Raw genomic sequence first — 12,511 nt, 5'->3', positions numbered from 1 at the left:
CCGCGTCACGCTGAGCGATCTGGCGGCGCTGGTGGGCGTCACGAAGGTCACGGTCTCGCGAGCGTTGAACACACCCGAACTCGTCTCGGTCGACACGCTCGAACGCGTACGCGAGGCGGTGCGGCAAACGGGTTACACGCCGGATCTGATCGCGGGGTCCCTGGCTTCGAATCGCAGCCGCCTGATCGTCGCGCTGATTCCGGCTATGGCGGGAAGCATCTTCCAGGAAACCGTGGCGGCGCTGACTAACGAGCTAGCCGCCGCGGGTTATCAATTGCTGATCGGCCAGAGCGGCTACGACGAATCGCGTGAAGACGCGCTGCTCGACGCCATCGTGGGCAGGCGCCCCGCAGGCATCGTGCTGACCGGCGTGATTCACTCGGAACATGCCAGGCAAAAGCTTCAGGCTTCAGGCATTCCCGTCGTCGAAACGTGGGACATCACGCGGGCGCCGCTCGACATGCTGGTTGGTTTTTCTCATCAGAAGGTCGGCAAGGCCGCCGCACGCTATCTGCAAACACGTGGCGCGCAACGGCCGGCCGTGGTGAGCCCGAGCGATCGCCGCGCGCAAACGCGCGCCCAGGCATTCGTGAAGGCGTTCGGTCCCGCAACGGGGATTCCCGTCATATCGGTCGAATCGCCCGCCAGTCTGGGCGACGGCAAGCGAGCGTTGAGCGCCCTGCTCGATCAGCACCCCGACATCGACGCTGTGTTCTGCGGCGCCGACATCCTTGCCCTGGGCTTGCTGATGGAGGCCCGAAGCCGGGGCCTGGCGGTCCCGCAGCAACTGCGGGTAATCGGTTACGGCGACCAGAACTTCGCGCCGGACACGGACCCGCCCCTCACCACCATCCGGATCGACGGCACCCGAATCGGCAAACTCGCGGCGTCGATGCTGATTGAAAAGATTGAAGGCGGCGACGAAAGGCCACGTATCGTCGACGTCGGCTTCACGTTGGTCGAGCGCGACAGCGCCTGATAGCCGCCTGGGCGCCAAGGCTGACAACCGCAGGCCATTCAGGCAAAGTTTGCGCGGCCGGCGCGCATTTGAAATCCGCACGCGAAGGTCAAACCGTTCCCGCGCAAGCGATCATTCCGATAGAAACGTATTCCCGCTACTCGCTGTATTGACCTGTCGCCCCAACGTAGCAGCGCTCGCATGAGGCTCCTGCATTAGGCACCTGCTACCCGCCGCCTCGCAAGAAGGACGGGTAACGGGTAACAGGAGCGCCAGGTCAACTCAGCGAAGGTTGCGTTACTGACTAGGGTTATCGTCCCAGCGGCTCAGGCTCTGGCGGTAGCTGCTCCAGTTGTTGCCGCCCGTGCAGATCAACTGCGATCCCTGGACCTGGCACGAGGCCTCATAACCCGGCGAGTAGAGCCACTCACCAACCCAGTGCGGCTTGATGCGCGCGCCTTTCGCCGGCGGCGTGTACGAGACAAAGTTCGCAGCGTCGTCCGTGCTGCCGGAGCCCGTATAGCGAGCCACTGCCGGATACGGGAACACAGGGCGAGCCCGCGTCGTCTGGCCGTTTGCGTCTACGATCGAAGCGACGATCTCGCCCGGCTTCACGCCGCTCTCGACCCACGCCATCGCCGAACTCAGGATGTCGAACGTGTTCGGCCCGTTTCCGCCACCGCAGTGGGCGACGCCGGGGAACAGGTAGAACGTCGTGAACCGGTCGACCTTGTCGCTACCCATGACAGCCTTCATTTGCTCGTAGTACTCGATCGTCCCCTCGGGCGTGATGTGCTGGTCTTCGAGGCCATGCCACAGGATCAGCTTGCCGCCGCGGCGAGCGAACGAGCTCAGATCGGGATCGGTAGCAGCCTGATAGTTCGAAGTCTGCACGGTCTTCATGAAGGAATCGATCGTGAACTTCAGGTCGCCAATCGTGGCGGTGGGGTTGGAGCCGTTGAAGTAGTCGAGGTAGCGCAAGAACGGCATAACGAAGTTGATGGTGCCGCTCGGCCCGGCATCCGTCGCCGGCACGAACAGCGACCAGTTCAGCTCCGAGCCCCATTCCCGGGAGATCGGCTGCTCGAGGTGGACGCCGTTGGCATCGGTTGCCCCATCATGTATCTGGCGTACGACAGCCACCTCCGCCGGCGAGAGGCAGGTCGATGCGGCCTGTCCTTTCGCACAAAGCAGCGTAGCCGGTTCGAAGCGGCACGCATGCGGGTCATCGATTACCCCGTCGGTGACGCCATCGATGCTATCGCACGCCTTCAATACGGCTGCGTGGATCAGCGGCAGCTTGCTCGACAGCAGGATGTACTTCCCGGTCGTCGGATCGACGTTCACATGCGCTGGCCAGGCGTGATGGAACGTGTTCTGCACGAGCAGGTCGTTGGCAGGGGCGCCCGCAGCAATGCCGTCAAAGTCGTCCGGATAGCGTTGCGCTTCCATCAACGCCTCGCGGCCACCATCGGAGCAACCGTCGAAGTACGAATACTTCGCGGGCCGGGCGTAAAACTTGTTGATGATCGCCTTGGCCACCTGCGACGTTGCATGCTCCGCACGATAGGCGAAATCAATCTTTGCCTGGGGATTGAGTGCCCATGAGCCGTCGTTAGCCCCTTCATGCCCCATGTCGGTCGCGGCCATCGCGATCTGCCCGTTAGTCACGGGCACACACGTCGAGGCCATGGGCGCATTGACGGACAGGTTGCCGCAAAGGCCGCCGCAACCAGTCTGCAGGTAGCGCTGCGTCCAGCCTTGGATTGGCAGCTGCAACTCGAAAAGCGAGGCGCCTGGACCCATCGTACCCTTCACATCGCAAACGGCCGCCGGAAGCTTGTTATTGCCCACGGTCGTCCCCGCGGGGAGCACCGTTGCGGATGTGATGGTGACCGTACCATCGGTCACCCCGCTCAGGTCGAGGCTCGCCACGGCGGAGCAATCCATGGCAGGCATGACCGCCGGAAGGTTTGCCAGTCCGGTGGCGGCGCTTGCGCCGAGCGGCCAGGCCATCATCGCGATCAGAGCGGCGGCCCCGGCGAGCGCGGCCAACAATCGGCGGGCGGCGCCCTGTTGAAGGAACCTCATGTTTCTCAAGATTCCAGTCGCGATCAGCAAACCTCGTGTCACCCATCCTGCATTGCAGAGTACAGGCATCTTTGTCTCCTGTCGTTTTCGTCGGTTTTGGTCGGTCTTCGTCGATTAGCCGCTGGGCGAGCGCTGTCAGCGGCCGTTGGCAGCGGGATAGCTAAAAGCACACCGGAAGCGGCCTCGATGCGCGCGTACCAATATAGGTGGCTGGCGCACGCGAAAGAAGGAGCGAAAGTGTCGACTGAAGGCAGGAGAAAATTAGCAACCCGAATGTTTCGATGAGCTCCAAAGAAAATGAACGAAAGTTCAAATTCTTGCTCGATCCGAAATCGCTTGAAAATCAATGAGGTAAACGACGCGCCGCCGGGAGACAGCTCATGTTCCGTCGCGGCAAACCCGGCTGCGCTTTCACAGGCGCAGCGCTTCCGGGCGATAAGAAAAACAGATTGGATCGGTCAATCTTCGCAATGGATAACGGGCAGCTCAGCCTTTTGTCGCACCGAAGGTCAGCCCCGCCACGAAATGCTTCTGCATTGCAAAGAACATCGCCACGGAGGGCAGCGCGGCAAGGATAGACCCGGCCGACACAAGATTCCATGCTGTGGTCCACTGTCCCTTCAACGCCGCGACACCGACAGTAATCGGCGCGGCCTCGTCCCCTTGTGTCAAACACAGCGCCCAGAAATAGTCATTCCAGACAAACGTGAACACGAGAATCCCCAGCGCTGCGAGCGCCGGCCGAATCAGAGGAAGCACGATCCGGCAGAACACCTGCCATTCGCTAGCACCTTCCACACGAGCCGCCTCGACGAGCTCGAACGGCAACTCCTTGATGAAGTTGCGCAGGAAGAGCGTGCAGAAACCTGTCTGAAACGACAGATGAAACAGAATCAGCGCGCTCACGGTATTGAACAGACCGAGTTGCAACGATAGATCCCGCACCGGAATCATCAACACCTGCACCGGCACGAAATTACCCGCGACAAACGTCGCGAACAAAGTCGAATTGCCGCGGAACCGGTAGGTGGCGAGCGCAAATCCCGCCATCGCCGCAAGCGCGATCGCCCCCACGACGGCAGGCACCGTGATCAGCACGCTGTTCCAGAAGTAATGCAGCATCGGCGAGGTCGTCAACGCCTCACGATAGTTATCCAGCATCGCGAAGTGCTTCGGCCAGCCCCAGTAATTTCCCTCGCTCAGTTCCTCCGACGAGCGCACCGACGTCACCAGCACCGCGATCATCGGCAGCAGCCAGATCAGCAGCGCGAGCGGCAAAGTCAGTTTGTACGCGCGGCGCGTTGCCGGCTTCCATTTGTCGATGGCGATCGGAAACATGGTCGGCTCCTTGACCTTATTGCTCGGCGCGCAGCATCCGCCGCAAGTGATAAACGATGTACACCAGCATGATGGCGAACAGCACCACCGCCACCGCGGCGGAATAGCCGATGCGGTAATACTTGATCGCCTGGTCGTACATGTAATACGCGAGCACGGTCGAACTCTCGAACGGTCCGCCGCCGGTCATCACCGAGATCAGATCGAAGCTGCGCAACGCGCCGATCACGGTGACGACGATCCCCATGAACGTGGTCGGCCGCAATTGCGGCAGAATCACGTGCCACAGCAACGACCAGCCGCGCGCGCCTTCCATGCGCGCGGCCTCGATCTGCTCGGCGTTCAGCGACGTCAGGCCGGTCAGGTAAAGAATCATGCAATAGGCGGTTTGCGGCCACAGTGCCGCGAATACGATCCCGAAGGTCGCATAGCGGGCGTCGCCGAGCACCGGCACGCCGTGGCCGAGAATCATCGCAAGCAAGCCGAAAGTCGGGTCGTAGAACCATGAGAAGATCAGGCCGACCACCACGCCTGACAGCACGAACGGCGCAAAGAACAGCGATTTGACGATGCGAATGCCGGCCACGGCCTGATTCAGATACAGCGCGACGGCGAGTCCCATCGGCGGAGCGAGCAGGAACAACAGCAGCCAGATGAGGTTGTTCTTCAGCGCGGTATAGAACGCCGGTGTATGGACGAGCTCGACATAGTTCGCCAGGCCAGCAAAGACCGGCTCGGTCATGCCGTCCCAGTTGAAAAAGCTCAGACGAATGGTCGACAGGATCGGCCACACCACATAGACGGCCACCATCGCGCAAGCCGGCGCGAGAAACAGGAATGCTGCACGCCGTTGCCGGCGCGCGGTCGGCGATGGACGACGCCGGCGCGCCAAGGCGGGCGGCCCGCCGCGCAATGCACCGCCCGATGCCGGTATGCCCGATGCCGGCACACCCGATGCCGGGACGCCTGAATCGGCGGGACCAGTGACAGTGCGACGGCTGACGGAGTGCGACACGATTACTCTCCAGATCGAACGTGGCGAATGGTGACCAAAGCGGGTGACCAAAGCGGGCCAAAGCAGGCGGCCCGAAGGCCGCCACCGCTTACTTCTTGTAGATGCGCTTGCGCGTCTGCTCGAGTTGCGCGAGCACGTCGTCGAGTTTCGACGGATCGGCGACGAACTGCTGCATCCCCTTCATCCCTTCATCGGCCATTTCCTTCGTCATGTCGCGATCGTAGAACTGTGCAATACCGCCCTTCGTGTTCGCGAGAATCTGGAAGCCGATTTTCGAAATCGGATCTTCGGGTTCCGGCGACTTGCTGTTCGCCGACAGAGAACCGAGACCCGTCGCCAGCTTCGCGCCGATTTCAGGCGTCTCGACGAACGCGAGGAAGGTATGGGCATCCGCCTTGTTCTTCGCCTTCGACGGAATATGCAGCGATTCCACCGGACCGTCTTCGGCGGTCGGCACCTTCGCGTCGATGATCGGGAACTGGAAGTAGCTCATTTCCGCTTTCACATTCGACGGGAAGCCACCCGTGATGAATGTGCCCATCAGCATCATCGCGGCCTTGCCCTGGAACAGGAATGGCTGCACCGCGTCCAGATCGTAGGAGAGCGAGTTGTCGATGAAATAGCCAGCGTCGATCAGTTGCTTCCAGTTCGTGTACACCTTCTTGACGCGCGGATCGGTGTACGGCACCTCGCCCGCCATCAGCTTCTGATGGAACGCGTTGCCGTTCAGGCGCAGGTCCAGATAATCGAACCAGCCTGCCAGCGTCCACGCATCGCGTCCCGCGACGGCGATCGGCGCAATGCCGGCCGCCTTCAGCTTCTTGCAGGCGTCCAGAAACTGATCCCACGTTTTCGGCTCGCCGGCAATGCCCGTCTTCTGGAACAGATCCTTGCGATAGAACATGCCCCACGAGTAATACACGGTGGGTGCGGCGTACTGCTTGCCTTTGTGCGAAGACGCTTCCTTCGTCGACGCGTACGTATCGTTCCAGCCGTTCTTCGCCCAATCGCCGCTCAGATCTTCGAACAGACCACGTTGCGCGTAATACGCCATGCGCTCGCCGTCATGCCAGTTGACGATATCGGGCGCGACTGTCGAGAGCCACCCGGGCAGTTGCACCTTGTACGCCTCCTCGTCGACGAACGACACCTTCACGTCGATATCGGGATGCGCTTTCTTGAACTCGTCGACGGTCGACTGCCAGACCGCGCGCTGGCTTGCGCCCTTGAACGCAATGTTGACGGCGAGCGTGCCGGCCTGCGCGGTGCTGACGACGGAGGTTCCTGCGGCGGCCGCGGCGAGCGCGAGTGCAAGCAGAATGCTGCGGGGTTTCAGTGTCATGCTCTCTGTCTCCTTTATGCGTTGATTTTGCGTCGTTATCGTTACTGCATGGAATCCTCAGGCCGGCTCGTCAGGCCGATCGATAAACCGCCACGCCCTGCGGGCCGATCTGGCGCGAACCGATCACGAAAGCGTCGTCGGCCACACCGGCAAGCGTGTGAGCCAGCTCGCCGTAATTGAATACGTAGGTCAGCGCGCCGCGCCGGCTGATCCGCACGCTGTCGCCGAGCGGCGTCGTCTCGATGCCTGCCTCGCGGGCGATCTGCGCGAACAGACGGACCGTGAGCGCATCGTCGAACAGACTCGCGAAGTAATGGAATGCGCCGCTTCGCACATACGCCGGATGGCCGTCCGCGAAGCGCGCGCGAATGTCGAGTGGAGCCTCGCCATCGCTGTCGATGAAATCGCGCCAGTGGCGCGCGAAGCCGTCGTTCCCGGCGACGTCCGCGCTGTCTGCAAGCCGCACCGCTTCGGTCACGTTCGGCCGCATCGATTCGACGCGCCACACACGCAGCGGCAGCACCGACGCAAGCGCGCCTGGCGGCAAGTTCGCCGGAATCTGCAGATCCTGCGTCTTCGAGCCGGTGCGCGGGCCGAGCACCACCTGTGCGCCCGAGTTTGCCAACCGCGCGGCAAACTCGGCCGGCACGACCGGCAGCGGCGGCACGACGATCACATGGTAGCCGTCGAGCGGCGCGTCCACTGGAACCACGTCGACATCCAGCCCGAGTGCGCGCAGCGCCGAGTAATACTCGAACGCGAAACGCGGATAGTGAAAGTCCGCGCCCTGCGGATGAATCTCGAGCAGCCACTTCGCTTCGTAGTCGTAGACGAGCGCGACCTTCGCGCCGACCGTGTCGATTGCGGCATTGGCGTTGGCGTCCGCCGCGAGCACCGTGCGAATCTCGTCGGCCACCTGCGCGGCCTCGTTGCCTCCGACGTCGAGCCGATTGTCGGGCGTGTTCAACCCGGCGTGCATCTGCTCCTGCGCAAACGGCGCCTGGCGCCAGCGGAAATACGACACGCAGCCCGCGCCATGCGCGAAGGCTTCCCAACTCCACAGCCGCACCATGCCTGGCAACGGCGCCGGATTCCACTGCGCCCAGTTCACCGGCCCCGGTTGCTGCTCCATCACCCAGAACGGCAGCTTCGACATGCCGCGGTAGACGTCGTGATTGAACGAAGCGAAGTCGGGATGCCCGGTGCGCAGCCAGCGCGCCTTGAGCTCCGGCGCAAACCATTGCTCTTCGAGCGCGCCGAGCGGATAGCTGTCCCAGGTCGCGACATCGAGATCGGCGGCGACCTTGTAGTGATCGAACTCGGTAAAGAGCTGCATGAAGTTGTGCGCGACCGGCCGTCCCGGCGAATGCGCGCGGATGATCTCGACCTGCATGCGGTTGTAGCGCGCGAGCTCGTCGGACGCGAAGCGCCGGTAGTCGAGCCGGTGTGACGGATGCGCTTCGGTGACAGTCGCCACCGGCGCATCGATCTCGTCGAAGCTGCGGTACTCCATGCTCCAGAACACCGTGCCCCACGCGCGGTTCAGTTCATCGACCGTTTGATAGCGCGCCTTCAGCCATTCGCGAAAGCGCCCTACTGCCGCCGGCGAATAGCTGACCACCGTGTGATGGCAGCCGTATTCATTATCGGTCTGCCAGTACGCGACCGCCGGATGCTTGCCATACCGCTCGGCCACCGCCGTGCAGATCCGCTGCGACGCGGCGAAATACGATGGCGAAGAGAAATCGTAATGGCGGCGTGAGCCGAACGCGCGAGGACGTCCGTCCGCGCCGATCGGCAGGATGTCCGGATGGCGGTCGATCAGCCACTTGGGCGGCGTCGCGGTCGGCGTGCACATGACCACCTGCAACCCGGCCGCGCCGAGTACGTCGATCGCGCGATCGAGCCAGCCCCAGTCGTATTCGCCAGGCGACGGTTCGATGCGGCTCCACGCAAATTCGGCAATCCGCACCTGCTCGATGCCGAGCGCTTTCATCCGGCGAGCGTCGTCTTCCCACATCGACTCCGGCCAGTGTTCCGGGTAATAACAGACTCCTAGGCGCATCCGAATGTCCTCTTATGCGTAGTGTTCGACGAACTCGAGCGAAGCGGCGGCAAAACCGTCTTCGGTAAACAAATGACAAGCGCGGCTGGGCACGCGCAAGCCCGCGCGGTCGCCCGGCATCAGGCGCGTGTCGCCAGGCGCTTTGGCGATCAGCGCGGCGCCGCCGGGCTGATCGAGATGGACGTAGCTGTGCTCGCCGAGATGTTCGACGAGCGCAACGGTGCGAGTCAGAACGGCGTCGTCCGTCATGGCCGGGGCCGCGTACTGAGCCGCTGCGGGGTCGATGAATTCGAGGTGTTCGGGACGCACGCCGAGTGTGACGGGTTGCGACGGCTGCAAGCCGTCGCCGCTCACCGGCACGCGCACGTTTTCGGCGGTCTGTTCAAGTGTGACGGTCACGCCATGCGGACCAGCCGACGCTACCCGCGCCGGCAGAAAATTCATCCGCGGCGAGCCGATGAAACCCGCCACGAAGCGGCTCCTCGGCCGGTGGTACAACTCGAGCGGCGCGCCGATCTGGGCGATGCTGCCGTAGCGTTCGGTGTCCTTGCCCGCGTGCAGCAGCACGATTTTGTCGGCGAGCGTCATGGCCTCGACCTGGTCGTGCGTCACGTAGACGACGCTGGCTTTGGCGAACTGCTTATGTAGCCGCGCGATCTCGACACGGGTCTGGCCGCGCAGCGTCGCGTCGAGATTCGAGAGCGGTTCGTCGAACAGAAACACGCCAGGCTCGCGCACGATGGCCCGGCCGATCGCCACGCGCTGCCGCTGACCGCCGGACAATGCCTTCGGCCGGCGCTCGAGCAGCGCTTCCAGTTGCAGAATGCGCGCGGCTTCCCGCACCTTGAGGTCGATTTCGTCCTTTGGGGTTTTGGCGAGCTTCAGGCCGAAGGCCATATTCTCGAACACGGTCATATGCGGAAACAGCGCGTAGCTCTGGAACACCATCGCCACGCCGCGCTGCGCCGCCGCTACGTCGTTGACAAGGCGCCCGCCGATCGACAGGTCGCCGTCGGTCACGTCTTCGAGACCGGCGATCATTCGCAGCAAGGTCGACTTGCCGCAACCGGACGGACCGAGAAACACGCAGAACTCGTTCTCGCCGATCTCCAGATCGACATCGCGGATCACCAGCGCGCCGTCGCCATACGCCTTCTGCACGCCTCTCAACGAAATGCTCGCCATCGCATCGACTCCGTGATTTAATCGGCTCGAAGTCGGAGATTAAGCGCTTAATCAGCAGGGCCAAAAAAAGTCGATCGCATGCGATCGTCTAGCCTTGCCTGTCTCCGAAATCGTTTTGTCTGTGCGGCAAATGGTGCCGCGCCTTTGGCGATGATGCAAATGTCGAACAGTCGTCCCATATATTGAAGAGATCATGCCCACCCTCAGCGAAGTCGCACGTCATGCCGGCGTCACCCCTGCCACAGTGTCCAACGTGCTGCGCAATCGCGGCCGGGTCGGCGCGAGCACCCGGCAGCGGGTGCTCGACGCGGTCGACGCGCTCGGCTATCGCCCGCATCTGGCCGCCCGCGCACTCGCCGAGGGTCGCGCGCCGACGCTCGCGCTGATGGTGTCGAGCATCGCCAATCCGTTCTATCCGGAGTTCGCGCTCGCCGTCGAACGCGCGGCGCGCACGAGCGGCCACTTCGTGATCATCTGCAATACGAACGAAGATCCGTTGAGCGGCCGGGCGTATCTGGATCAGATCGCCGGGACGCTTTCCGAAGGCGTACTCGTGACGAACGCGAACCTCGACTTTGCGGATCTTCACGCCACAGAGTCACGCGGCACGCCCGTGGTGCTATGCATGTGGGAACGGCCGAACGAGCCGCCCGGCCTGCCGTGCGTCGCGGTCGATTTTCGCCTGGCTGGCGAGCTGGCCGGCGCGCACCTGCTCGAACTCGGCCATCGCCGGATCGGCGCGATCGTCGGCAGCAAGGCCTCGGGCATCCACGCGTCCCGCTATGAAGGTTTTGTCGATGCGCTGCGTACAGCCGGTGTGCCGAAAGGTCCGGTCAAACATGCGGCCGATACGATACACGGCGGCTACACCGCGACGCGCGCGTTGCTGGAAGCCAATCCGAAGCTCACCGCGATCTTTGCGACCAACGACCTGCCGGCGCTCGGTGCGATGCACGCCGCCGCCGATCTCGGCCTCAACGTGCCCGGTGATCTATCCGTGATCGGCATCACCGACATCCAGCTCGCGCGCGATTCGCGGCCCGCGCTGACAACGATCGCCGTGCCGACCGTCGAAGCCGCCGAACTCGCGGTATCGCTGTTGCGCGAGTTGATAGAAACAGCGCCGCGTCGCGAGAGCGGCCGCTCTAACGGCCCATCGATGCGAACGGCGCCCAGTCCAAGACTTGTTGTCCGGGCATCGACAGCTGCCCCGCGAACGGCTCGCGCGGAATAGACGGAGAACGAGTCAACGGAAACGCTAGCGCTTGCGGAACGCGTCCAGCGACGACAACGCATTCCCGTGGAAGTCGAACAAGGTGTTGTTGTCCCACTGATCGCCGGCGCCGAGTTTCCATCCGACGTTCGGCGTCGGTATCCATTCGGGTTCCCACCAGAACACGCCTTTGCCGTGGCCGCCGGGTATCGCTTGCACGATATCCGTCAGCGCGCCGAGAAATTGCGCCTGCCCGGCGGGTGTCGGCGGAAAGGTCGACGAACCGGTGTTGGTCATCGCATTCGGCTCAGAATCGCCGTCGCTGGTGGTCCACGGATAAGCAGTCTCGACGACGATCACGTCCTTGTCATAGCGTGTGGCGAGGTCGTTCGCGTTGTTCTGCAGATCGCTGAGCGAGCCCTGCCACTGCGGATAGTAGGACAGGCCGATCACATCGAACGCGACGCCGCGCTGTATCGCGCTGTCGAACCACCAGCGGCTCGTCGCATTGTTGCCACCGCTGTCGATATGCAGCATGACCCTGGTCCGCTCATCGACCGATTTGACCGCATCGTGTCCGGCCTTCAGCAACTGCGCGAGATTGTCCCATTGGTCGTACTTGCCGAGCGGCCACAACATCCCGCCGGTGATTTCATTGCCGACCTGCACCCATTCCGGATGAACGCCATCCTTCTTGAGCATCTTCAGGACCCCCGACGTGTAGTCCGACAACAACGCACAGGTCTGCGCGATATCCTTGCCGGCCCAGTCATGCGGCGCAAACTGCTTGCCCGGATCGGCCCACCAGTCGCTGTAGTGGAAATCGATCAGCACGCGCATGCCGAGCGCGGCAGCGCGGCGAGCCAGCACACGAACATGCTCCGCGTTGTTGTATCCCGCGGCGGGACTCTGGTCGGCCGGATAAAAGTTCGGATTGCCAGGATCGTTCCACACCTTGATACGAATCGAGTCGACGCCGTGGCTCTTCAGAATGGCCAGGCAGTCGCGCGGCTCGCCGTGCTCGTAAAAGCGCGCACCGTTCGCCTCCAGCTCGAGCAGCGTCGACACGTCCGCACCCTTTGCGAAGCGGTTGCCGCGTCCGGACAAATCACGCTCGCCGGCAAGAGCCGGAGCGCCGATCGTTGCGCCGACGCCTGCGGCCGCCGCCGTCGATGCCAGCCAGGACAGCATTTGCCTTCTGTTCATGTGTCATCCTCCATGTGTTGAATGGCGGCTCATCGGGGGCCGCCCGCCCGAAAAATTGAAGCGCTTAAATTCGTGCCTCCAACAAGCCCTTCTCAAAC

At 63.0% G+C, this 12,511-nt stretch carries 9 protein-coding genes; 2 read left to right on the top strand and 7 right to left on the bottom strand.

The features are described from left to right. Window positions 1–10 precede the first annotated feature (10 nt). Complete coding sequence (locus AC07WT_RS25070; RefSeq protein ID WP_494951038.1) at window positions 11–979, top strand: LacI family DNA-binding transcriptional regulator; 969 nt, start codon at window positions 11–13, stop codon at window positions 977–979. A 276-nt stretch (window positions 980–1,255) separates the two neighbouring features. On the opposite strand, the gene AC07WT_RS25065 is transcribed toward AC07WT_RS25070, so the two are convergent. The 6 genes from AC07WT_RS25065 to AC07WT_RS25040 form a co-directional block, all read right to left on the bottom strand. Further along, a complete protein-coding gene (locus AC07WT_RS25065; RefSeq protein WP_494949006.1) occupies window positions 1,256–3,049 on the bottom strand; it encodes a tannase/feruloyl esterase family alpha/beta hydrolase in 1,794 nt (597 codons plus the stop codon). 486 nt (window positions 3,050–3,535) lie between these two features. Next, window positions 3,536–4,387 (bottom strand): carbohydrate ABC transporter permease, encoded by an 852-nt coding sequence (locus AC07WT_RS25060; RefSeq protein ID WP_492594647.1) that lies wholly within the window; start codon window positions 4,385–4,387, stop codon window positions 3,536–3,538. 16 nt (window positions 4,388–4,403) lie between these two features. After that, the gene (locus AC07WT_RS25055; RefSeq protein ID WP_494949005.1) at window positions 4,404–5,402 is read right to left on the bottom strand and encodes a carbohydrate ABC transporter permease; all 999 of its coding nucleotides are present in this window, start codon (window positions 5,400–5,402) and stop codon (window positions 4,404–4,406) included. An 88-nt stretch (window positions 5,403–5,490) separates the two neighbouring features. Further along, window positions 5,491–6,744 carry an ABC transporter substrate-binding protein gene (locus AC07WT_RS25050; protein ID WP_494949004.1) on the bottom strand — a complete coding sequence of 418 codons (1,254 nt, stop codon included), beginning with the start codon at window positions 6,742–6,744 and terminating at the stop codon, window positions 5,491–5,493. A 70-nt stretch (window positions 6,745–6,814) separates the two neighbouring features. Beyond that, window positions 6,815–8,809, bottom strand: coding sequence for a beta-galactosidase (locus tag AC07WT_RS25045; RefSeq protein WP_494949003.1), 1,995 nt, complete (start codon window positions 8,807–8,809; stop codon window positions 6,815–6,817). Between the two features lie 12 nt (window positions 8,810–8,821). Next, window positions 8,822–9,994, bottom strand: a complete 1,173-nt coding sequence (locus AC07WT_RS25040) for an ABC transporter ATP-binding protein (RefSeq protein WP_494949002.1) — start codon at window positions 9,992–9,994, stop codon at window positions 8,822–8,824. 193 nt (window positions 9,995–10,187) lie between these two features. Here AC07WT_RS25040 and AC07WT_RS25035 point away from each other — a divergent pair, with 193 nt between their 5' ends. Further along, on the top strand, window positions 10,188–11,228 hold the full coding sequence (locus AC07WT_RS25035; protein ID WP_494949001.1) for a LacI family DNA-binding transcriptional regulator: 1,041 nt from the start codon (window positions 10,188–10,190) through the stop codon (window positions 11,226–11,228). 24 nt (window positions 11,229–11,252) lie between these two features. On the opposite strand, the gene AC07WT_RS25030 is transcribed toward AC07WT_RS25035, so the two are convergent. Then, on the bottom strand, window positions 11,253–12,413 hold the full coding sequence (locus tag AC07WT_RS25030) for a glycoside hydrolase family 53 protein (RefSeq protein WP_494949000.1): 1,161 nt from the start codon (window positions 12,411–12,413) through the stop codon (window positions 11,253–11,255). Between the last annotated feature and the right edge of the window lie 98 nt (window positions 12,414–12,511).

It is taken from the genome of Paraburkholderia sp. GW821-FHT02A12, from assembly GCF_059422005.1.
This window is presented reverse-complemented; position numbering and strand designations above follow the sequence as displayed.

Coding starts and splice junctions, on each gene's coding strand:
- AC07WT_RS25065 (WP_494949006.1), bottom strand. CDS start 3,049: ATGAGGTTCCTTCAACAGGGCGCCGCCCGCCGATTGTTGGCCGCGCTC.
- AC07WT_RS25060 (WP_492594647.1), bottom strand. CDS start 4,387: ATGTTTCCGATCGCCATCGACAAATGGAAGCCGGCAACGCGCCGCGCG.
- AC07WT_RS25050 (WP_494949004.1), bottom strand. CDS start 6,744: ATGACACTGAAACCCCGCAGCATTCTGCTTGCACTCGCGCTCGCCGCG.
- AC07WT_RS25045 (WP_494949003.1), bottom strand. CDS start 8,809: ATGCGCCTAGGAGTCTGTTATTACCCGGAACACTGGCCGGAGTCGATG.
- AC07WT_RS25040 (WP_494949002.1), bottom strand. CDS start 9,994: ATGGCGAGCATTTCGTTGAGAGGCGTGCAGAAGGCGTATGGCGACGGC.
- AC07WT_RS25035 (WP_494949001.1), top strand. CDS start 10,188: ATGCCCACCCTCAGCGAAGTCGCACGTCATGCCGGCGTCACCCCTGCC.
- AC07WT_RS25030 (WP_494949000.1), bottom strand. CDS start 12,413: ATGAACAGAAGGCAAATGCTGTCCTGGCTGGCATCGACGGCGGCGGCC.